Consider the following 20,889-nt stretch of genomic DNA (forward strand, 5'->3'; position numbering starts at 1 on the left):
GAACTGTCAGTCCCTCCGCCCACCAGGAGCGTCCACGCCGTGCGCATCGCAGTCACCGGCTCCATCGCCACCGACCACCTCATGACCTTCCCCGGCCGATTCGCCGACCAGCTCGTCGCGGACCAGCTGCACACGGTCTCGCTCTCCTTCCTGGTCGACCAGCTGGACGTGCGGCGCGGAGGCGTCGGCGCCAACATCGCCTTCGGCATGGGCCAGCTCGGCACCGGCCCGGTGCTGGTCGGCGCCGCCGGATCCGACTTCGGCGAGTACCGCGCCTGGCTGGACCGGCACGGCGTCGACACCGCCTCGGTCCGCATCTCCGAGACCCTGCACACCGCCCGCTTCGTGTGCACCACCGACGCCGACCACAACCAGATCGGCTCCTTCTACACCGGTGCGATGAGCGAGGCCCGCCTCATCGAGCTGAAGACCGTCGCGGACCGCGTCGGCGGCCTCGACCTGGTGCTGATCGGCGCCGACGACCCGGAGGCCATGCTCCGGCACACCGAGGAGTGCCGCTCGCGCTCCATCCCCTTCGCCGCCGACTTCTCCCAGCAGATCGCCCGGATGGACGGCGACGAGATCCGGATACTGCTGGACGGCGCCACGTACCTGTTCTCGAACGAGTACGAGAAGGGCCTCATCGAGACCAAGACCGGCTGGAGCGACGCCGAGATCCTGGACCGCGTCGGCCACCGGGTGACCACCCTCGGCGCGCGCGGCGTGCGCATCGAGCGCACCGGCGAGGACCCGATCGAGGTCGGCTGCGCGGACGAGGAGCGCAAGGCCGACCCCACCGGTGTCGGCGACGCCTTCCGCGCCGGGTTCCTGTCCGGCCTCGCCTGGGGCGTCTCCCTGGAGCGCGCCGCCCAGGTCGGCTGCATGCTGGCGACCCTGGTGATCGAGACGGTGGGCACCCAGGAGTACCAGCTGCGCCGGGGCCACTTCATGGAGCGCTTCACCAAGGCGTACGGCGACGAGGCGGCCGGCGAGGTCCGCGCCCACCTCGCCTGACCCGCACCCGCCCGGCCCGACCGCATCCGCGCGCCGGTCCGCCCCGCGTGGCGGACCGGCCGTCAGGAGACCCGGCGGACGACGTAGGCCGAGCCCTCGTCCGCCGGCTCCTCGCCGACGTACTCCTGCCCCCGCATCTCGCACCACGCCGGGATGTCCAGGCGCGCGGCCCCGTCGTCCGAGAGGACCCGGACCGTGCCGCCGACCGGCACGTCCCCGATGACCTTCGCCAGCTCGATGACGGGGATCGGGCAGCGCCTGCCGAGCGTGTCGAGGACCAGCTCCCCGGCACGGGCCCCTTCTCCGGCACCGGTACGCGCGCCCGCTGCCTCGCGCGGCCCCGCCCCCGGCGCCTGCGCCGCCACCCCCAGCTTCTCCCGTACGCCCGCCACCACGCCCGGCAGCACCGACAGGAACCGCTCGACGTCCTCGGCCGCCGTCCCGGCGGGCAGCGACACCCGTACGTTGCCCTCGCTCAGCACCCCCATCGCCCGCAGCACATGACTCGGGGTCAGCGTGCTGCTGGTGCAGGAGGAGCCCGAGGAGACGGAGAAGCCCTCCCGGTCCAGCTCGTGCAGCAGGGTCTCCCCGTCGACATAGAGACAGGAGAAGGTGACGATCCCCGGCAGCCGGTGCACCGGGTCGCCCACCACCTCCACGTCCGGCACCAGTTCCGGCACCCGCGCCCTGATCCGCTCGGTCAGCTCCCGCAGCCGTACCGCCTCGGCCGCCGCCTCGGCCCGCACCGCCCGCAGCGAGGCGGCCGCCGCCACGATCGCCGGCAGGTTCTCGAATCCGGCCGCCCGGCCCGACTCCCGCTCGTCGGCCGGTCCCCGCGGGGCGAACCGCACGCCCTTGCGCACCACCAGCAGCCCGGTCCCGGACGGCCCGCCCCACTTGTGGGCGCTCGCCGTCAGCAGCGACCAGTCGCCGCCGACCGGCCCCCAGCCGAGCGACTGCGCCGCGTCCACCAGCAGTGGCACCCCCGCGGCGCGGCACACCTCGGCCACCTCGGCGACCGGCTGCTCGGTGCCCACCTCGTGGTTGGCCGACTGGAGGCAGGCCAGCGCGGTGTCCGGGCCGAGCGCCGCCGCGTAGGAACCGGCGCTCACCGCGCCGTGCCGGTCGACCGCGACCCGGCCGACCGTCCCGCCCGCCGCCTCGTGGACCTCCGCCGAATGGAGCACCGAGGAATGTTCGACCGCTGACACGATCAGGTGACGTCCGACCCGACGCCGCCCGGCCAGCGCCCCCGCGACACCGGTGTGCACGGCCCGGGTGCCGGACGAGGTGAACACCAGCTCGTCGGCCCGGCATCCCACCGCCTCCGCCGCCGCCTGGCGCGCCGCGTCCAGCAGCAGCCGCGCGCGCCTCCCCTCCTTGTAGAGCCGCGCGGGATCGGCCCACCCCTCGTCGAGCGCGGCGAGCAGGGCCTGGCGGGCGACGGGGTGCAGGGGAGCGGCGGAAGCGGCGTCGAAGTAGGGCACGGGTTCACGCTAAGCGCCCCGCCGGGCACCGGGGAACCTCGGGAGGCACCACGCCAGCCCCGCGCCCGCCCCCGCACCGCCCCGCGCCCGCAGCCGAACCGCCCCGCCGGTGCGGACCGCCTGCCTCCGCTCCCACCGCCCCGCGCCCGCCCCCGCACCGCCGCGCCGGTGCGGAACGCCCGCCTCCGCCCCGACCGGCCCCCACCCGTCCCGTTCGCCCCGCCCGTCCCGCACCCGCCCCCGCCTGCCCCCCATTCGCCACGAACGGCCTACGCCCGCCCCGTTGGGCACCCCGGTGCGCGCCCGGCACGCCCCGGCGAAGCGCCCCACTTCAGGGCATCCCACCCGTCGGCGTGACCCGCGGCGCGTTGGGCCCCCCTCCCCGCGACCCGCCGGAAGGCGTCCAGTAGGGTTTGGTCCGCATAAACATCCAAACCCCTGCCCGACGCAGGGCGGCGACCGACCAGCGAGAAGGCAGGCCGCAGCCAACCGCGCGGGCGAGACTCTCGGGAAGGCGCTACGTGAGTCCCAACGGCTCCGACCGCTCGCCGCGGCGCCCGATGCGGCGGAAGCTGCTGCAGGCACTGACTGCGGGCCTGGTCCTGGCGACCGCAACCGGTTGCACATACAAGGACTTCCCCCGGCTGGGTATGCCCACCCCGGTCACGGAAGAGGCTCCGCGGATCCTCTCCCTGTGGCAGGGGTCCTGGGCCGCCGCGATCGCGGTCGGCGTGCTGGTGTGGGGTCTGATCCTGTGGAGTGCTTTCTTCCACCGGCGCAGCCGCACCAAGGTCGAGGTACCTCCGCAGACCCGGTACAACATGCCCATCGAGGCCCTGTACACGGTGGTCCCGCTCATCATCGTCTCGGTGCTCTTCTACTTCACGGCCCGCGACGAGTCGAAGCTTCTCGACGAATCGAAGAAGCCCGACGTCACGGTCAACGTGGTCGGCTACCAGTGGAGCTGGGCCTTCAACTACGTCACGCCGGTCGCCGGTTCGGCGGGTGACGCGAAGACCGACAAGAACCTGACGGCCATTCCGGACCGGTTCAAGAAGGACTTCCCGGCCGCCGCCGGCGGTGTCTACGACTACGGCACCCCGGGCACCCGGAACCCGCAGACCGGCAACCCGGGCCCGACCCTGTGGCTGCCGAAGGGCAAGACCGTCCGCTTCATCCTCACCTCGCGGGACGTGAACCACTCCTTCTGGGTGGTCCCGTTCCTGATGAAGATGGACGTCATCCCCGGCCACACCAACTCCTTCCAGGTGACCCCCAACCAGGAGGGCACCTTCAAGGGCAAGTGCGCCGAGCTCTGCGGCCAGGACCACTCCCGGATGCTGTTCAACGTGAAGGTCGTCTCGCCGGAGCGTTACGAGCAGCACCTCAAGGACCTCGCTAAGAAGGGGCAGACCGGTTACGTTCCCGCCGGCATCGCGCAGACGAGCCACGAGAAGAACCGGGAGACGAACAACCTGTGAGCATCCTCAACGAACCTCAGGGTGCCGCGGCGGCTGCGGGCTCATACGAGAGCGAGCTGCCGGTCCGGCGCAAGCAACCCGGCAACGTCGTGGTGAAGTGGCTGACGACCACCGACCACAAGACGATCGGCACGCTCTATCTGGTGACGTCGTTCGCGTTCTTCTGCATCGGTGGCGTCATGGCGCTGCTGATGCGTGCCGAGCTGGCCCGTCCGGGCCTCCAGCTCATGTCGAACGAGCAGTTCAACCAGGCGTTCACGATGCACGGCACGATCATGCTGCTGATGTTCGCGACGCCGCTGTTCGCCGGCTTCACGAACTGGATCATGCCGCTCCAGATCGGCGCGCCGGACGTGGCCTTCCCCCGGCTGAACATGTTCGCCTACTGGCTCTACCTGTTCGGCTCGCTCATCGCGGTGGGCGGCTTCCTCACCCCGCAGGGTGCGGCCGACTTCGGCTGGTTCGCCTACGCGCCGCTCTCCGACGCGGTGCACTCGCCGGGCATCGGCGGCGACATGTGGATCATGGGTCTGGCCTTCTCCGGCTTCGGCACGATCCTCGGCTCGGTCAACTTCATCACCACGATCATCTGCATGCGCGCGCCCGGCATGACCATGTTCCGCATGCCGATCTTCGTGTGGAACGTGCTGCTGACCGCGGTGCTGGTCCTGCTCGCCTTCCCGGTGCTGGCCGCCGCGCTGTTCGCCCTGGAGGCGGACCGCAAGTTCGGTGCGCACATCTTCGACGCGGCCAACGGCGGAGCACTGCTGTGGCAACACCTCTTCTGGTTCTTCGGCCATCCAGAGGTGTACATCATCGCCCTGCCGTTCTTCGGCATCATCAGTGAGGTCATCCCGGTCTTCTCCCGCAAGCCGATGTTCGGCTACATGGGTCTGATCGGTGCCACGATCTCCATCGCGGGCCTCTCCGTGACGGTGTGGGCGCACCACATGTACGTCACCGGCGGTGTGCTGCTGCCGTTCTTCTCCTTCATGACCTTCCTGATCGCGGTACCGACCGGTGTGAAGTTCTTCAACTGGATCGGCACCATGTGGAAGGGCAGTCTCTCCTTCGAGACACCCATGCTGTGGGCGACCGGCTTCCTGATCACCTTCACCTTCGGTGGTCTGACCGGTGTCATCCTGGCGGCGCCGCCGCTGGACTTCCACATCTCCGACTCGTACTTCGTGGTGGCCCACTTCCACTACGTGGTCTTCGGCACGGTCGTCTTCGCGATGTTCTCCGGCTTCCACTTCTGGTGGCCGAAGTTCACCGGCAAGATGCTGGACGAGCGCCTGGGCAAGATGACCTTCTGGATGCTGTTCATCGGCTTCCACGGCACCTTCCTCGTGCAGCACTGGCTGGGCACCGAGGGCATGCCGCGACGTATCCCGGACTATCTGGCGGCGGACGGCTTCACCGCGCTGAACACGGTGTCGACGATCTTCTCCTTCCTGCTCGGCCTGTCGATCCTGCCGTTCTTCTACAACGTGTGGAAGACGGCCAAGTACGGCAAGCCGGTCAACATGGACGACCCGTGGGGCTACGGCCGCTCCCTGGAGTGGGCGACGTCCTGCCCGCCGCCGCGGCACAACTTCCTCACCCTGCCGCGGATCCGCAGTGAATCCCCGGCGTTCGACCTGCACCACCCGGAGATCGCCGCGCTGGACCAGCTGGAGAACGCCGGTCACGGCGGGTCCGAGAAGGCTGCCGTCGCCGGCGGCAAGGAGGCCGGCAAGTGAAGATCCAGGGCAAGATGTTCATCTGGCTGAGCGTCTTCCTGCTCGTCATGGCGATCGTCTATGGCGTGTGGTCGAAGGAGCCGGCCGGTACCACGGCGCTCTTCCTCTCGTTCGGCCTGAGCATCATGGTCGGCTTCTACCTCGGCTTCACGGCCAAGCGGGTCGACGCCGGCGCTCAGGACGACAAGGAGGCCGATGTCGCGGACGACGCCGGTGAGCTGGGCTTCTTCAGCCCGCACAGCTGGCAGCCGCTCGCGCTCGGCGTCGGTGGCGCGCTGGCCTTCCTGGGCGTGGCCCTGGGCTGGTGGCTGCTGTACTTCGGCGCTCCGATCATCCTGATCGGTCTGTTCGGCTGGGTCTTCGAGTACTACCGCGGTGAGAACCGCACCCAGTAGCACAGGGCGCACTTCGGGGAACCCGGGCACTCCATCGAACGAGTGTCCGGGTTCCCTCTTTTTGTCGTACCGGCGTCCCCCGGACGGACGATCCACCGTGCCGGAGTTGACGGGGCTCCTTAGCGTGCTGCCATGAGCACCGAACTGTTCTCCCGGGGCGCAAAGGCCGGTCTCAGCTGCACTCTGCTGGTGGTCGCCCTCGGCGCGGGCGTCACCGCCTGCGGCGCGGACGGCAACCCGCTGGCCGCCGACCCGTACGACGCGGCGGATCAGATCACCTTCAGCGGGCCCACCGAGGCCGGCAAGAAGGTTGACCCGGACAAGCCCCTGGTGGTCACCGCCACGGGCTCCGACGGACACCTCACGGACGTCAGCGCCGAGGACGCCACCGGACGGCACGTCGCGGGCGAACTCGCCGCCGACGGCAGCCGCTGGCACAGCACCTCGCCGCTGGCCGCCGGCGCCCACTACACGCTCACGGTCCGCACCGAGAACGACGACGGCGCACCCGGCCGCAAGGTCCTCACCTTCGACACCAGCAAGCCCGCCACCACCCGGCGCCTGAACATCGAGTTCGGCCCGGAGGCGGGCACCTACGGCGTCGGCGAGCCCCTTGTGGCCGAACTCGACCAGCCCGTGAAGGACAAGGCGCAGCGCGCCATCGTGGAGCGCGGCCTCCAGGTGCGCTCCACACCCGCCGTGCAGGGCTCCTGGTACTGGGTGGACGACAAGCAGCTCCACTACCGGCCCCGCGACTACTGGCCCGCGAACGCCACCGTCGAGGTGCGCAGCACCCTGGAGGACATCCGGATCGCCGACGGGCTCTACGGCGGCAGCGCCAAGCCGCTGACCATCACCACCGGGGACCGCGTCGTCGCCGTCACGGACGCGGCCACGCACGCGATGACGGTCTACCGCAACGACGAGAAGATCAAGGAGATCCCGGTCACCACCGGCAAGCCCGGCTTCGAGACCCGCAACGGCGTCAAGGTGGTCCTCGCCAAGCAGTACTTCGTGCGGATGAAGAGCTCCACCGTGGGCATCGCCGCGGGCTCGACGGACTCCTACGACCTGCCGGTCTACTACGCCACCCGGGTGACCTGGAGCGGGGAGTTCGTGCACGCCGCGCCCTGGTCGATCGGCTCCCAGGGCATCGCCAACGTCAGCCACGGCTGCACCGGTATGAGCACGCCGAACGCCAAGTGGTTCTTCGACCACATCCACGAGGGCGACGTCGTGCAGGTCGTCAACTCCAAGGGCGACCCGATGGAGCTGTTCGACAACGGCTACGGCGACTGGAACCTGTCCTGGCAGAAGTGGCTCCAGGGCAGCGCCCTGAGCGGCGGTCCGCAGGCCGGCAGCCCGCAGGCGGACCAGTCCAGGCTGCGCCCGCAGAGCCTCTGAGAGGCCGTACGAGGGCCTGCCCCGGGGCGGTCCGCGGTCAGTGGCCGCGGCCCGCCCCGGGCGCTCAGGCGACGAGAGCCTTGCGGCGCAGCAGCGCGGCCAGCGCGCCCGCGAACTCCACCGGGTCCACCGGCAGGGTCACGGCCGCGTCCGCCCGGCTCCAGGTGGCCAGCCAGGCGTCCTGGGGCCGCCCGATCAGCAGCAGCACCGGCGGGCAGCGGAAGACCTCGTCCTTGATCTGGCGGCACATCCCCATGCCGCCCATCGGGACGGACTCGCCGTCCAGGACGCACACGTCGATCCCGCCCCTGTCCAGCTCGGCGAGGACCGCCGCCGGCGTCGCGCACTCCACGAACTCCACGAGGGGCGCGTCCTGGGCCGGCCGCCGGCCGGTGGCCAGCCGCACCTGCTCCCGGGTGTCGGCGTCGTCGCTGTAGACCAGCACCGTGGCGGTCGCCTGCATTGTTCCTCCACGCATCTTGACTCGAGAAGACACAGCAATGTTCGGGAACTTCCGGGTACCGATGGCGCGGATGCTACTCCCTCGGCCACCCCGCCAACACCGCCTGGAACACCCCTTCGATGGGCCATACGGGCTGGACACACCCCACAGACACTCCGAACGGCACCCCCCGGAGTGAGGGCGGGATAAGCGACCGACATAATGTCGGTCGTGGCGACAGCAACGACAGTAGAAACCGGGCACGCGCACCCGTCGGTCAACCGGCCGAACCTCACCAGCGTCGGAACCATCATCTGGCTGAGTTCCGAGCTGATGTTCTTCGCGGCCCTCTTCGCGATGTACTTCACCCTGCGATCGGTGACGGGTCCGGCGCACTGGAAGGAGATGGCGGACAGCCTCAATGTCCCCTTCTCGTCGGTGAACACCACGATCCTGGTGCTCTCCTCGCTCACCTGCCAGCTCGGCGTCTTCGCCGCCGAGCGCGGTGACGTGAAGAAGCTCCGGGGCTGGTTCATCGTCACCTTCATCATGGGTGCGATCTTCATCGGCGGTCAGATCTACGAGTACACGAGCCTGGTGAAGGAGGAGGGGCTCTCCCTCTCCTCCGACCCGTACGGCTCGGTGTTCTACCTGACCACCGGCTTCCACGGCCTGCACGTGACAGGCGGTCTCATCGCCTTCCTGCTGGTCCTCGGCCGCACCTACGCGGCCAAGAGGTTCACCCACGAGCAGGCGACCGCGGCCATCGTCGTGTCCTACTACTGGCACTTCGTCGATGTCGTCTGGATCGGCCTCTTCGCCACGATCTACCTGATCAAGTAGCCGACGAACCGATCCCAGTCCGCAAAGCATCGACGCAGAAGATCCTGACACCGGGGTAATCCGTGAAAAAGCTCTCCGCACGACGACGCCATCCGCTGGCGGCGGTCGTCGTCCTCCTTCTCGCGCTGGCGGCCACGGGGGGGCTGTACACCGCGTTCGCGCCCGCGAGCAAGGCGAAGGCCGACGAGTCGGCTCAGTCCCTCACCATCGAGGAGGGCAAGAAGCTCTACCAGGTCGGCTGCGCAAGCTGCCACGGCACCGGTGGTCAGGGCACCACTGACGGTCCGTCCCTGGTGGGCGTGGGCGCCGCGGCAGTCGACTTCCAGGTGGGCACCGGCCGTATGCCGGCCCAGCAGCCCGGCGCGCAGGTCCCGCGCAAGAAGGTCATCTACACCCAGGCCGAGATCGACCAGCTGGCGGCGTACATCGCCTCCCTGGGCGCCGGCCCGGCCGTGCCGACGACGAACCAGTACAGCCCGGAGGGCGCGGACATCGCCAAGGGCGGTGAGCTGTTCCGCACCAACTGCGCCCAGTGCCACAACTTCACCGGCAAGGGCGGTGCGCTCACGCACGGCAAGTTCGCCCCGGACCTCAAGGGTGTCGACCCGAAGCACATCTACGAGGCCATGCAGACCGGCCCGCAGAACATGCCCTCCTTCCCCGACACGACCCTGTCGGAGAAGAACAAGAAGGACATCATCGCGTACCTGAACGCGGTCAACAGCGACAACTCGGACAACCCCGGCGGTCTCGAACTGGGTGGCCTCGGGCCGGTCAGCGAGGGTCTGTTCGCGTGGATCTTCGGACTGGGCGCGCTGGTCGCCGTCGCCGTGTGGGTCGCCGCTCGGACCGCAAAGGCCAAGAAGTCATGAGTACCCAAGACATCCCAGAAGAGAACCTGCCTGCTGAGCAGGGCGCGGCGCACACCGCCGCAGAGGTCGCGGACGACAAGAACCCGTTCGCCGACCCGGGCCTGCCGCCCCACGAGCACCGGATCCAGGACATCGACGAGCAGGCCGCCCGCCGGTCCGAGCGCGTCGTCGCCATGCTGTTCACGGTCTCCATGCTGGCCACCGCGGGCTTCATCGCCTCGTACGTGACCATCCCGAACGACAAGTCGATCTACGTCTTCCCGCTCGGGCACATCAGCGCGATGAACTTCGCGCTGGGTCTGACGCTGGGCGTGGCGCTGTTCTGCATCGGCGCGGGCGCGGTCCACTGGGCCCGCACGCTGATGTCGGACGCCGAGGTCGCCGACGAGCGTCACCCGATCGAGGCGTCCCCCGAGGTCCGCGCGAAGGTCCACGCCGACTTCAAGCAGGGCGCCAAGGAGTCCGCGATCGGCCGCCGGCCGCTGATCCGCAACACCATGCTGGGCGCGCTCACCCTGGTGCCGCTGTCCGGTCTGTTCCTGCTGCGCGACCTGGGCCCGCTGCCCAAGGAGACGCTGCGGCACACCCTGTGGGCCAAGGGCAAGCGCCTGGTCAACATGAACACCAACCAGCCGCTGCGTCCCGAGGACGTCATCGTCGGTTCGCTCACCTTCGCCAAGCCCGAGGGCCTGGAGGAGACGGACGAGGACTTCCAGACCGAGATCGGCAAGGCCGCCCTGATGATCGTCCGGCTCCAGCCGGACAACATCAAGGACAAGCGCGAGCTGGACTGGTCGTACCAGGGCGTCGTGGCCTACTCGAAGATCTGCACCCACGTCGGTTGCCCGATCTCCCTGTACGAGCAGCAGACGCACCACGTGCTGTGCCCGTGCCACCAGTCCACCTTCGACCTCTCCGACGGTGCCCGAGTCATCTTCGGCCCGGCCGGTCACGCCCTGCCGCAGCTGCGCATCGGCGTGGACAGCGAGGGGTACCTCGAAGCGCTCGGCGACTTCGAGGAGCCCGTCGGTCCTGCATTCTGGGAGCGCGGATGAGTACTGCAGCAAGCAACGAGCCGAACCGCTCGCGCGGCAAGGCACCGGCCGGCGAGAAGCTCGCCGACTGGGCCGACGGCAGGCTGGGCATCTACAGCCTGGCCAAGGCCAACATGCGCAAGATCTTCCCCGACCACTGGTCGTTCATGCTGGGTGAGGTCTGCCTCTACAGCTTCCTGATCATCATCCTCACGGGTGTGTATCTGACGCTGTTCTTCCACCCGTCGATGAACGAGGTGGTGTACCACGGCAGCTACGTCCCGCTCCAGGGACAGCTGATGAGTGAAGCGTTCAACTCGACCATGCACATCTCCTTCGAGGTGCGCGGTGGTCTGCTCATCCGGCAGATCCACCACTGGGCGGCGCTGATCTTCCTCGCCGGCATGTTCGTGCACATGATGCGCGTGTTCTTCACCGGCGCGTTCCGCAAGCCGCGTGAGATCAACTGGATGTTCGGCTTCCTGCTGTTCGTCCTGGGCATGTTCACCGGTTTCACCGGCTACTCGCTCCCGGACGACCTGCTGTCCGGCACCGGTGTCCGCTTCATGGAGGGCGCGATCCTGTCCGTGCCGATCGTCGGCACGTACGTCTCGTACTTCCTCTTCGGCGGCGAGTTCCCCGGCCACGACTTCGTGGCCCGGTTCTACTCGATCCACATCCTGCTGCTGCCGGGCATCATGCTCGGCCTGGTCGTCGGCCACCTGATCCTGGTCTTCTACCACAAGCACACGCAGTTCGCGGGCCCCGGCAAGACGAACAACAACGTCGTCGGCATGCCGCTGCTGCCGGTCTACATGGCCAAGGCCGGAGGCTTCTTCTTCCTGGTCTTCGGCGCCGTCGCGGCCGTCGCGGCGATCGCGCAGATCAACCCGATCTGGGCCATCGGCCCCTACCGGCCGGACCAGGTGTCCACCGGCGCCCAGCCCGACTGGTACATGGGCATGGCCGAGGGCCTGATCCGCGCGATGCCCGGCTGGGAGATCAACTTCTGGGGCCACACGCTGGTCCTGGGCGTGTTCATCCCGCTGGTGCTCTTCGGTGTGGTCCTCATCGCCCTCGCGGTGTACCCGTTCATCGAGTCCTGGGTCACCGGCGACAAGCGCGAGCACCACATCCTGGACCGCCCGCGCAACGTCCCGACCCGCACCGCGTTCGGCGCCGCGTGGATCGCCTGGTACTTCGTGCTGCTGGTCGGCGGTGGAAACGACCTGTGGGCCACCCACTTCCACCTGTCGATCAACGCCATCACCTGGTTCGTGCGGATCGCGTTCTTCGTGGTCCCGGTCATCACCTTCGTGATCACCAAGCGGATCTGCCTCGGCCTCCAGCGCCGGGACAAGGAGAAGGTGCTGCACGGCCGCGAGTCCGGCATCATCAAGCGCCTGCCGCACGGTGAGTTCATCGAGGTCCACGAGCCGCTCAGCCAGGAGCAGCTGTACACCCTCACCGCCCACCACCAGTACGAGCCGGCCGAGATCGGCCCGACGGTGGACGAGAACGGTGTCGAGCGCAAGGTCGGCGGTACGGAGAAGCTGCGCGCCAAGCTCAGCAACGCGTACTACGGCGAGGACAGCCAGATCTCGAAGCCGACCGTCGAGGAGTACAAGGAGATCACGAGCGGCCACGGCCACCACTGATCACTGACCCCTGAGCGTCGCCACGCCAGGCCGGAGGGCCCCGTCCGAACCCCGGACGGGGCCCTTCGCCGTCCTCCGGGCTGGATAGGGTGGACGGTGATACGACACCCCCCGTCCCATGGCCCGGAACACCGGCCGGGACACCGGATCAGGAGCGGCTTATGAGCGCTGTGACCCCCGCTGGAGGCGACACCGCGGCGGGCCGTTCCTGGCCCGTCCTGCTGAACGGCCTGCTGGACCGCCGAGACCTCACCGCCGACGACACCGCCTGGGCCATGGACCGGATCATGGGCGGCGAGGCGACCGACGCCCAGATCGCCGGGTTCGCGGTGGCGCTGCGCGCCAAGGGCGCCACCGTCGCGGAGATCACCGGCCTGGTGCGCACGATGTACGAGCACGCCAAGGTGATCCAGGTGCCCGGCGCCACCGTCGACATCGTCGGCACCGGCGGCGACGGCGCCAAGACGGTGAACATCTCCACCATGTCCTCGATCGTCGTGGCGGGCACCGGCGCCAAGGTCGTCAAGCACGGCAACCGGGCCGCGTCCTCCGCCTCCGGCGCCTCCGACGTGCTGGAGAAGCTGGGCGTGAACCTCGATCTGACGCCGCGCCGGGTCGCCGAGGTCGCCGAGGAGGCCGGGATCACCTTCTGCTTCGCGGTGAAGTTCCACCCGGCGCTGCGCCATGTGGGCGCGGCCCGCGGCCAGCTGGGCATCCGCACGGTGTTCAACCTGCTGGGCCCGCTGACCAACCCGGCCCAGGTGAAGGCGCAGGCGGTCGGTGTGGCCGTGGCCCACGAGGCGCCCATCGTGGCGGGCGTCTTCGCCGAGCGCGGCAACTCCTCCCTGGTCTTCCGGGGCGACGACGGCCTGGACGAGCTGACCACCACGGCCACCTCGCGGGTCTGGGTGGTGCACGAGGGCACGGTCACCGAGGAGCGCTTCGACCCCCGCGACGTCGGCCTCGACCTGGTGCCGGTGGAGGCGCTGCGCGGCGCCGACGCCTCCTACAACGCGGAGGTGGCCCGCCGCCTGCTGGACGGCGAGCACGGTCCCGTACGGGACGCGGTGCTGCTGAACTCGGCGGCTGCCCTGGTCGCCCTGGAGCCGGGCTCCGGGACGCTGGCGGAGCGGATCAGGGCCGGTATGGCGCGGGCCGCCGAGTCGATCGACTCCGGGGCGGCCCGGGGCACGCTGGAGCGCTGGGTGGCCGCCAGCAACGCCTGAGCGCCCCCACGGTGCGCGTCCGCACGCGGTGAGGTGACGCGGGGCGCGGTCCACGATCCGGACCGCGCCTTGCGCACAGAAGATCGTGTGGCAGGATGGCACCAGGTCATGAGTGACAGCCATGTGGCCCCGGCCGGCTGTCCGGCAACCCTCCGTCCGTGGCGGGGTGCCCCGGGTGAAGACCAGGTCGTAGGCAGCGAGGTCTACGGCAAGCGCGGACCCCTCGCGCGCTTCCCGGGGAAGTGCGGGGCCAGGGGTCCTGGTCGGTCGAGGGAGCCTTCCGTGAGCAAGCGAATGCGTTAGGGCGTCGAGCCCCGCCTCCGCACACCCACTTCACCCTTCCGCGCCGGTGCCCCGTGCCGGGCTCGCGCGGTCGGTTCACCCTGCCTTCACGGGAGTTCCCCCATGTCTGTCTCCACCGCTGCCGCCGACCAGTCCGTCTGTGCCCCGCTGCCCGTTCTGGGCCGGGATGTCACCGTGCCGCTCGTCACCGGCGGCGAAGTCACCTACGCCGCCCTCGACTACGCGGCCAGCGCCCCCGCGCTCCAGCGGGTCTGGGACGACGTGGCCGCCTACGCGCCGTACTACGGCAGCGTGCACCGCGGCGCCGGCTACCTCTCCCAGCTCTCCACCGACCTGTTCGAGAACGCCCGCCGCACCGTCGCCGAGTTCCTGGACTGCCGCGCGGACGACCAGGTGGTGTTCACCCGGTCCACCACCGACTCGCTGAACCTGCTGGCCCGGGTGGTCCCGGCCGACTGCCGGGTGTTCGTCTTCGAGACCGAGCACCACGCCTCGCTGCTGCCCTGGCGCGACGCCCAGGTGACCTATCTGAACGCCCCGCGCACCCCGGAGCAGGCCGTGGCCACGCTGGAGCGGGCGCTGGCCGACCGCGAGCCCTACGGCCCGGCCCTGGTCTGCGTCACCGGCGCCTCCAACGTCACCGGCGAACTGTGGCCGGTACGGGAACTGGCCGCCGCCGCCCACGCGCACGGCGCCCGGATCGTGCTGGACGCCGCCCAGCTCGCCCCGCACCACCCGGTGTCCGTCAAGGACCTCGACGTCGACTGGATCGCCTTCTCCGGGCACAAGCTGTACGCCCCCTTCGGCTCCGGCGTGCTGGCCGGACGCGCCGACTGGCTGCGCGAGGCCGAGCCCTACCTCGCGGGCGGCGGCGCCAGCCGCCGGGTGTCCCGCCGCACCGACGGGGGAGTGGACGTGGAGTGGCACGACAGCGCCGCCCGCCACGAGGCCGGCTCGCCCAACGTCATCGGCGCCTACTCCATCGCGGCGGCCTGCAAGGCGCTGACCGAGGCCGGGTTCGACACGCTGGTCGCCCGCGAGCAGCACCTCATCGACAGGGTCCGCGAGGGCCTGGCCGCGGTCCCGCAGGTGCGGGTGCTCTCCCTGTTCGGGGACGACGCCCCGCGGGTCGGTGTGATCTCGTTCGTCGTCGAGGGCTGGAACAGCTCGCACTTCGCCGCCGCGCTCTCCGCCGAGTACGGCATCGGCGTGCGCGACGGGCTCTTCTGCGCCCACCCGCTGGTGCGCACCCTGCTCGGCAGCGACCCGCAGACCCAGGGCGAGTGCGGTGCCCCCGAGGCCGCGCCCGGCGAGAAGTCCCTCAACGCGATCCGCGTCAGCTTCGGCGCGGGCACCCCCGACGAGCACGTGGAGCGCTTCGTGACGGCGGTGCGCGAGCTGGTCAGCGACGGTGCCAAGTGGCGCTACCGCACGGAGGACGGCCGCTGCGTCCCGGCGGTGTGAGGCGCGCGGCCCCGGAGGCGGCAGACCGGCCGGAGGTCAGGAGTCCAGACCGATGGCGAACGCCGCCTCCAGGTCGTGCTGCGAGTACGTACGGAACGCCACGTGCGTGTCCGTCGCCTCCACCCCGGGGATCTTGCTGATCCGGCCCGGGATGATCTCCGCCAGGTCCTCGTGCCGGCCCACCCGCACCATGGCGATCAGGTCGTAGGTGCCGGTGACGGAGAAGACCTCGCTGACGCTCTCCAGCGAGGCGATCCGCTCGGCGATCTCGGGGATCCGGTCCACGCTGGTCTTGATGAGGACGATCGCGGTGATCACGGCTGGTTCTCTCCCTCGGGGGCCGGAGCGGGGCTGACCTTCACTCTAGCCGTGCGCCCGTGGGCGGCCCACGCGCAGCCGAAGCCGAGGCCGAAGCCGATGACATGGGCCAGGTACGCCACGCCCGGCCCGTCGCCTGCCCGGCCCGCGGCCAGCCACTGGAGGGCCGCCCAGAAGGGCAGCACCACCCAGGCGGGCAGGCGCAGCGGCAGGAAGAACAGGAACGGCAGCAGGCTCGTCACCCGGGCCCGCGGGAACAGGTACAGGAAGGCGCCGAGCACCGCCGAGATCGCCCCCGACGCCCCGACCAGGGTCTGGCCGGAGTCCGCGTGCGCGGCGGCGTACCCCAGCAGGGCCAGATAGCCGCAGCCCAGGTAGAACAGGGTGAAGCGGACCCGGCCCAGGCGCTGCTCGGTCATCGCGCCGAAGACGTGCAGGAAGAGCATGTTGCCGAGCAGATGCACCCAGCTGCCGTGCACGAACAGCGCCGTGGCCGGGGTGAGCGCCGCCCGCGCCGAGCCCGAGAACAGGTCGGCGGGGACCACGCCCCAGCGCCGGAAGTACGCCTGCTGGGCGAGGAGCAGTCCGTGCCCGGTGCCGTAGGACGGGATCAGGCCGGAGGCCGGGCTCATCGCGAAGACCAGGCAGCACAGGACGAGCATCGCACTTGTCACCGGCGCGCGCGTGGTCCGTACCGCCCGCAGGACCCGGAGGACTCGGGCGGGCACCGCGTTCCTGGAGCTGGTCATGTGCACAGAGCATGGCGTAACGGGACGCATCCGCACACAGCGCCTCGCCGCCGTGGACAGCCGGGCGCCGAGTGGCTCCCAGGCCGTAGGGTTACGGCCGACGCTCCGGGGACACCGGCGCGGCACGGTCCCGGAAGGAAAGTGAGCAGCCACGATGACGGTTCCCCTGCCGACCGCCACGACGCGGTGGCGCTGCACGCTGTGCGGCAACCTCACCCGTTTCGACGTGACGCGCTCGTCGAAGGTCGTCGAGTACGTCCACCTCGACCTGGCCGGTGAGCCCACGGTCGAGGAGCGCGAGGTCGTCAGTGAGACCATCGAGTCGGTGCGCTGCCGCTGGTGCAACGCCGTGGACAAGGTGGAACTCGTGGACAGGCCGGGCGCCGGCTCCTGAGCGGAGCGGGCCCCGCACAGGTGGTCCCCGCGGGGATCCCGTGACGCATTGGGGTGACGGATGGCGCAGACACAAGGCGGGGAGCCGGGCGACGGCGCCGCTGAGGTGCTGGACCGTCCGCTGCCCGACGGCGTACGGCGCCGGGTCGTGCAGATCGTGGCCGACGCCTTCGGGCAACTGACCGTCGGTGAGCTGCCCGCGCAGCTACGCCAGTACGCCCGGTTCGCGCCCAACCGCCGCGCCAAGTTCGCGGGCAACGCGATGGCGGCGGCGCTGGAGACCGACCCGCTGTTCCGGCAGCGGGTCGGGGAGAAGTTCCGCGAGGCGCAGGGCGAGCTGTGCGGCGCCCTGGACTCCGGGGCGCCGCCGCCCGCCGCCGACCCGCTCGACGTGGCCGCCGCCGCCTATGTGCTGCGCCCCGCCGGCTGGGTGAAGCTGGTGACCGCCGCCGGTGAGGAGGCGCTGCGGGCGCACGCCGAGCGCGCCGACGAGGAGAGCCGGGCCGAACTGGAGCGGCTGCGCGAGCAGCTCGCCGGGGCCCGCGAGCAGACCCGCGCCGAGACCGAGCGCCTGCGCGCCGAACTGGACGCGGCCCGCCGGGAGACCGAGGCGCTGCACCGCAAGCTGCGCGCCGCGCTCAGCGACGTCAAGCGCGGCGAGGCGGCGCTGCGCAAGGCGCGCGGCGAGACGGAGAGCGTGCGCGCCGAGGGGCAGGTGCAGGTGTCCGCCGCCGAGAGCGAGAACCGGCGCCTCAAGGCCCGGCTGGGCGAGGCGGAGGCGGCCCTGGAGGCCACCCGCAAGGCGGCGCGCGAGGGCCGCAGCGTCGAGGACATGCGGGTGCGGCTGCTCCTGGACACCGTGCTGGAGGCGGCGCAGGGGCTGCGGCGCGAACTCGCGCTGCCGCCGGTGTCCGTACGGCCGGCCGAGACCGTGGACGCGGTGGAGCCGGGCCGGATGACGCCGAAGGACATCGCCGCGCGGGCGCTGTCCGAGCACGACCCGGCGATCCTGGACCAGTTGCTGGCGCTGCCGCAGGCGCATCTGGTCGTCGACGGCTACAACGTCACCAAGACCGGCTATCCGCAGATGCCGCTGGAGAAGCAGCGGCTGCGCCTGCTCGGGCAGCTCTCGCAGCTCGCCGCGCAGACCGGCGCCGAGGTCACCTGTGTCTTCGACGGGGCGGAGCTGGCGGCGCCGGTGCTGCTCGCGCCGCCGCGCGGGGTGCGGGTGCTGTTCTCCAAACCGGGGGTCACCGCCGACGAGCTGATCCGCCAGCTGGTGCGGGCCGAGCCGCCGGGCCGGCCGGTCATCGTCGCCTCGACCGACCGCGAGGTGGCCGACGGTGTCGCCAGGGCGGGGGCGCGGCCGGTGGCGTCGGCGATGCTCCTGAAGCGCCTGTTCCGCGGCTGAGAACGTCTGCGGCCGAGAGCGTCCGCGGCTGAGAGCGTCCGCGATGCGGATGATTCCGGACATAAGACGATCTCCTGCTCATTCGCAACGGAGAGGTTTGATGCCCGAATTGACGGAACCGTCACGCGACGTAGCGTCAACCGGGCCTCACCCCTGGTGAGTTCCTGGCAAAGAATGCGGTGCGTGACGGGTTTTCTTGTCGGTAGGATTTGAATTCATCACGATGAGGTCACTAGGGTCTGGCTTCGAACCTCCGAGCGGGTGATCACTCACAAGAAGGAGCTCGCTTCCGTGGCGTCCCACCGTCGACCCAAACAGCCCAGCCGTGCCCGGGTGACCATGCTCACCACCGCGGCAGCCGCCGCCGTCGCGATCAGCGCGCAGGCGGCCAACGCGGCACCGAGCGAGAAGCCGAGCAAGGACGCGGTCAAGTCCAAGGTCGACGCGCTCTACGAGCAGGCGGAGCAGGCCACCGAGAAGTACAACGGGGCCAAGGAGAAGCAGGAGAAGCTCCAGAAGGAGATCTCCACCATCCAGGACAACGTCGCCCGCGGTCAGCAGGACCTCAACAAGCTGCGCGACGGCCTCGGTTCGATGGCGGCCGGCCAGTACCGCAGCGGCGGCATCGACCCCTCCCTCCAGCTCTTCCTCTCGTCCCACCCGGACGAGTACCTGGACAAGGCGGCCACCCTCAGCCAGGTCAGCGGGCAGCAGGCCGACTCCCTGAAGAAGATCCAGGACAAGCAGCGCCAGCTCGCCCAGCAGCGCGCCGAGGCCACCGGCAAGCTCAAGGACCTCTCGGCCACCCGCACCGAACTGGGCAACAAGAAGAAGGAAGTCCAGAGCAAGCTGGCCGAGGCGCAGAAGCTCCTCAACACCCTGACCGCGCAGGAGAAGCAGCAGCTCGCCCAGGCCGAGCAGTCCCGCGCCACCCGCGGCACCGAGCGCGTCTCCATGGGCAAGATAACGCCCGGCAGCGGCCACGCGGGCGCCGCCTTCTCCGCCGCCCAGAGCGTGATCGGCACCCCCTACGTCTACGGCGCCACCGGCCCGTCCTCCTTCGACTGCTCGGGCCTGACCTCCTGGGCCTACGCCCAGGCCGGCGTCTCCATCCCGCGCACCTCCGAGGCCCAGGCCAACGCCGGCCAGCGCATCTACTCGCAGAGCCAGCTCCAGGTCGGCGACCTGGTGCTCTTCTACGGCGACCTGCACCACGTCGGCCTGTACGCGGGCAAGGGCATGGTCCTGCACGCCCCGCACACCGGCGCCAACGTGCGCTACGAGGCGATCGGCAACATGCCCTTCCAGTTCGGCGTCCGCATCTGAGTCCGAACCGGCTCCACCGGCACGCCGTCACACCGCCCGAACGGGCGAATCGCATCAACGCACGCTGACCCCGCGCCCCGCCCCTGACCTGTGTCGGAGGCGGGGCGCCGTGTCGTACGCCCGCCGAGGTCTTTGGCCGGTGCGTGCCGACGCGGCTACTGTCGGCCGCGTTTCCCCCACCGCCGTGGCGCACCGCGCCGCACCCGCGGCCCGAGGGGAGACCGTCCGTGCTGACCAGTGGAGGGAGTTCGGCTTCCCGTGGGGTCCCATCGCCGTCTTGCACCGTCCGGTCCCGACCGGGGCACCGGTGCCGCCCGTGCCGCCGTCACCGTGCTGTCCGCCGCCGCCGCGGCCCTGGGCGCGCTGCCGGCCGCCGCCCCGGCCGCCGCCGCACCGCACGGCGGGACCCGGGCCGAGGTGGACCGCCTCTACCACGAGGCGGAGAAGGCGACCGAGGACTACGACCGGGCCGACGAACACGCCGACGCGCTGCGCCGCCAGGTGCACGACGCCCAGGACCGCATCGCCCGCCGGCAGCAGCGCGTCAACACCCTGCGCGAGTCGATCGGTTCGGTGGCCGGTGCGCAGTACCGCTCCGGCGGCATCGACCCGTCCCTGGCGCTGCTGTTCTCCCGCGACCCGGCCGAGTACCTGGACCGGGCGAGCACCCTGGACCGGATCGGCGCGCACCAGGCCGGTGAACTCCAGGCGCTGCGCCAGGCGCTGCGCTCGCTCGCCCAGCAGCGCGCCGAGGCCACCGCCGCCCTCGCCGAACTGGAGAAGAGCCGCACCGCCGTCGCCGCCCACAAGCACACCGTGGAACGCAAACTGGCCCAGGCCCGGCGGCTGCTGAACTCCCTCACCCGCGCCGAGCGCGACGCCTACACCAGCGTCTCCCGCTCCGGCCGCGACGACCTCCTGTCCGGGCCCGACGCCGGTCCGGCCGCCTCCGGACGCGCCGCCGCCGCCCTCGCCGCCGCCCGCTCCGCGCTCGGCCGCCCCTATGTGTGGGGCGCCAACGGCCCCTCCGGCTTCGACTGTTCGGGCCTCATGCAGTGGGCGTACGCACAGGCCGGGGTGCATCTGCCGCGCACCTCGCAGGAGCAGCGCTACGCCGGGCGGCAGATCCCGCTCTCCCAGGCCCGGCCCGGCGACCTCGTCGTCTACCGCTCCGACGCCAGCCACGTGGCCATGTACGTCGGCGGCGGCCGGGTGATCCACGCCCCGCACCCGGGCGCCCCGGTGCGCTACGACCCCGTGAACATGCTGCCGATCTCGTCGGTCACCAGGGTCTGACGGCGCCCCGGCGCCGCCGTACGATCGGGCA

General features: G+C 70.7%; 19 protein-coding genes and 1 riboswitch. Of the genes, 15 read left to right on the forward strand and 4 right to left on the reverse strand.

The window, feature by feature from the left end; all coding sequences use genetic code 11:
* The first annotated feature begins 39 nt into the window (after positions 1–39).
* Positions 40–1,014 (forward strand): carbohydrate kinase family protein, encoded by a 975-nt coding sequence (locus tag ACWDYF_RS05940; protein ID WP_381743696.1) that lies wholly within the window; start codon positions 40–42, stop codon positions 1,012–1,014.
* A gap of 62 nt (positions 1,015–1,076) precedes the next feature.
* Here ACWDYF_RS05940 and ACWDYF_RS05945 read toward each other — a convergent pair whose 3' ends face one another.
* Entirely contained in the window at positions 1,077–2,501 is a 1,425-nt protein-coding gene (locus ACWDYF_RS05945; RefSeq protein ID WP_389466910.1) for a cysteine desulfurase/sulfurtransferase TusA family protein, read from the reverse strand.
* Positions 2,502–3,022: 521 nt separating this feature from the next.
* On the opposite strand from ACWDYF_RS05945, the gene ctaC reads away from it, so the two are divergent.
* The 4 genes from ctaC to ACWDYF_RS05965 all read left to right on the forward strand — a co-directional run bounded on the left by ctaC (position 3,023) and on the right by ACWDYF_RS05965 (position 7,523).
* Positions 3,023–3,982: an aa3-type cytochrome oxidase subunit II gene (gene ctaC, locus ACWDYF_RS05950; RefSeq protein ID WP_018567409.1), complete on the forward strand. Its 960-nt coding sequence runs from the start codon at positions 3,023–3,025 to the stop codon at positions 3,980–3,982.
* Complete coding sequence (ctaD, locus tag ACWDYF_RS05955; protein WP_018567410.1) at positions 3,979–5,724, forward strand: aa3-type cytochrome oxidase subunit I; 1,746 nt, start codon at positions 3,979–3,981, stop codon at positions 5,722–5,724. Before ctaC ends, ctaD begins: the two co-directional genes overlap by 4 nt.
* Complete coding sequence (locus ACWDYF_RS05960) at positions 5,721–6,119, forward strand: cytochrome c oxidase subunit 4 (protein WP_018567411.1); 399 nt, start codon at positions 5,721–5,723, stop codon at positions 6,117–6,119. Before ctaD ends, ACWDYF_RS05960 begins: the two co-directional genes overlap by 4 nt.
* Positions 6,120–6,251: 132 nt before the next feature.
* Positions 6,252–7,523 carry a L,D-transpeptidase gene (locus ACWDYF_RS05965; protein WP_018567412.1) on the forward strand — a complete coding sequence of 424 codons (1,272 nt, stop codon included), beginning with the start codon at positions 6,252–6,254 and terminating at the stop codon, positions 7,521–7,523.
* Between the two features lie 64 nt (positions 7,524–7,587).
* On the opposite strand, the gene ACWDYF_RS05970 is transcribed toward ACWDYF_RS05965, so the two are convergent.
* A complete protein-coding gene (locus ACWDYF_RS05970; RefSeq protein WP_381743698.1) occupies positions 7,588–7,986 on the reverse strand; it encodes a response regulator in 399 nt (132 codons plus the stop codon).
* Between the two features lie 201 nt (positions 7,987–8,187).
* On the opposite strand from ACWDYF_RS05970, the gene ctaE reads away from it, so the two are divergent.
* The 6 genes from ctaE to ACWDYF_RS06000 all read left to right on the forward strand — a co-directional run bounded on the left by ctaE (position 8,188) and on the right by ACWDYF_RS06000 (position 15,365).
* The gene (gene ctaE, locus ACWDYF_RS05975; protein WP_026252473.1) at positions 8,188–8,808 is read left to right on the forward strand and encodes an aa3-type cytochrome oxidase subunit III; all 621 of its coding nucleotides are present in this window, start codon (positions 8,188–8,190) and stop codon (positions 8,806–8,808) included.
* A gap of 62 nt (positions 8,809–8,870) precedes the next feature.
* Positions 8,871–9,680 carry a cytochrome bc1 complex diheme cytochrome c subunit gene (qcrC, locus tag ACWDYF_RS05980; RefSeq protein WP_389466906.1) on the forward strand — a complete coding sequence of 270 codons (810 nt, stop codon included), beginning with the start codon at positions 8,871–8,873 and terminating at the stop codon, positions 9,678–9,680.
* Positions 9,677–10,735, forward strand: a complete 1,059-nt coding sequence (qcrA, locus tag ACWDYF_RS05985; protein WP_381743700.1) for a cytochrome bc1 complex Rieske iron-sulfur subunit — start codon at positions 9,677–9,679, stop codon at positions 10,733–10,735. Before qcrC ends, qcrA begins: the two co-directional genes overlap by 4 nt.
* Positions 10,732–12,372, forward strand: coding sequence for a cytochrome bc1 complex cytochrome b subunit (qcrB, locus tag ACWDYF_RS05990; RefSeq protein ID WP_381743701.1), 1,641 nt, complete (start codon positions 10,732–10,734; stop codon positions 12,370–12,372). The genes qcrA and qcrB overlap by 4 nt, the downstream gene beginning before the upstream one ends.
* A 161-nt stretch (positions 12,373–12,533) precedes the next feature.
* Positions 12,534–13,598 carry an anthranilate phosphoribosyltransferase gene (trpD, locus tag ACWDYF_RS05995; RefSeq protein ID WP_381743702.1) on the forward strand — a complete coding sequence of 355 codons (1,065 nt, stop codon included), beginning with the start codon at positions 12,534–12,536 and terminating at the stop codon, positions 13,596–13,598.
* A 104-nt stretch (positions 13,599–13,702) separates the two neighbouring features.
* Positions 13,703–13,819, forward strand: a riboswitch (SAM riboswitch).
* A gap of 184 nt (positions 13,820–14,003) precedes the next feature.
* On the forward strand, positions 14,004–15,365 hold the full coding sequence (locus ACWDYF_RS06000) for an aminotransferase class V-fold PLP-dependent enzyme (protein ID WP_381743703.1): 1,362 nt from the start codon (positions 14,004–14,006) through the stop codon (positions 15,363–15,365).
* Between the two features lie 36 nt (positions 15,366–15,401).
* Here ACWDYF_RS06000 and ACWDYF_RS06005 read toward each other — a convergent pair whose 3' ends face one another.
* Entirely contained in the window at positions 15,402–15,683 is a 282-nt protein-coding gene (locus tag ACWDYF_RS06005) for an Lrp/AsnC family transcriptional regulator (RefSeq protein ID WP_018567420.1), read from the reverse strand.
* Positions 15,680–16,432 carry a rhomboid family intramembrane serine protease gene (locus ACWDYF_RS06010; RefSeq protein WP_389466901.1) on the reverse strand — a complete coding sequence of 251 codons (753 nt, stop codon included), beginning with the start codon at positions 16,430–16,432 and terminating at the stop codon, positions 15,680–15,682. Before ACWDYF_RS06010 ends, ACWDYF_RS06005 begins: the two co-directional genes overlap by 4 nt.
* A 154-nt stretch (positions 16,433–16,586) precedes the next feature.
* Here ACWDYF_RS06010 and ACWDYF_RS06015 point away from each other — a divergent pair, with 154 nt between their 5' ends.
* The 4 genes from ACWDYF_RS06015 to ACWDYF_RS06030 all read left to right on the forward strand — a co-directional run bounded on the left by ACWDYF_RS06015 (position 16,587) and on the right by ACWDYF_RS06030 (position 20,858).
* Positions 16,587–16,826 (forward strand): hypothetical protein, encoded by a 240-nt coding sequence (locus ACWDYF_RS06015; RefSeq protein ID WP_018567422.1) that lies wholly within the window; start codon positions 16,587–16,589, stop codon positions 16,824–16,826.
* Positions 16,827–16,886: 60 nt separating this feature from the next.
* Positions 16,887–18,236, forward strand: a complete 1,350-nt coding sequence (locus ACWDYF_RS06020; RefSeq protein ID WP_381743705.1) for an NYN domain-containing protein — start codon at positions 16,887–16,889, stop codon at positions 18,234–18,236.
* Positions 18,237–18,527: 291 nt separating this feature from the next.
* Positions 18,528–19,562: a C40 family peptidase gene (locus ACWDYF_RS06025; protein WP_381743706.1), complete on the forward strand. Its 1,035-nt coding sequence runs from the start codon at positions 18,528–18,530 to the stop codon at positions 19,560–19,562.
* 258 nt (positions 19,563–19,820) lie between these two features.
* Complete coding sequence (locus tag ACWDYF_RS06030) at positions 19,821–20,858, forward strand: C40 family peptidase (RefSeq protein WP_381743707.1); 1,038 nt, start codon at positions 19,821–19,823, stop codon at positions 20,856–20,858.
* Positions 20,859–20,889 lie beyond the last annotated feature (31 nt).

The sequence above is a fragment of the Streptomyces sp. NPDC003284 genome (genome assembly GCF_053589675.1).

Coding starts and splice junctions, on each gene's coding strand:
- qcrA (WP_381743700.1), top strand. CDS start 9,677: ATGAGTACCCAAGACATCCCAGAAGAGAACCTGCCTGCTGAGCAGGGC.
- ACWDYF_RS06000 (WP_381743703.1), top strand. CDS start 14,004: ATGTCTGTCTCCACCGCTGCCGCCGACCAGTCCGTCTGTGCCCCGCTG.
- ACWDYF_RS05965 (WP_018567412.1), top strand. CDS start 6,252: ATGAGCACCGAACTGTTCTCCCGGGGCGCAAAGGCCGGTCTCAGCTGC.
- ACWDYF_RS06010 (WP_389466901.1), bottom strand. CDS start 16,432: ATGACCAGCTCCAGGAACGCGGTGCCCGCCCGAGTCCTCCGGGTCCTG.
- qcrB (WP_381743701.1), top strand. CDS start 10,732: ATGAGTACTGCAGCAAGCAACGAGCCGAACCGCTCGCGCGGCAAGGCA.
- trpD (WP_381743702.1), top strand. CDS start 12,534: ATGAGCGCTGTGACCCCCGCTGGAGGCGACACCGCGGCGGGCCGTTCC.
- ACWDYF_RS06015 (WP_018567422.1), top strand. CDS start 16,587: ATGACGGTTCCCCTGCCGACCGCCACGACGCGGTGGCGCTGCACGCTG.
- ctaE (WP_026252473.1), top strand. CDS start 8,188: ATGTCGGTCGTGGCGACAGCAACGACAGTAGAAACCGGGCACGCGCAC.
- ACWDYF_RS05970 (WP_381743698.1), bottom strand. CDS start 7,986: ATGCAGGCGACCGCCACGGTGCTGGTCTACAGCGACGACGCCGACACC.
- ACWDYF_RS06020 (WP_381743705.1), top strand. CDS start 16,887: ATGGCGCAGACACAAGGCGGGGAGCCGGGCGACGGCGCCGCTGAGGTG.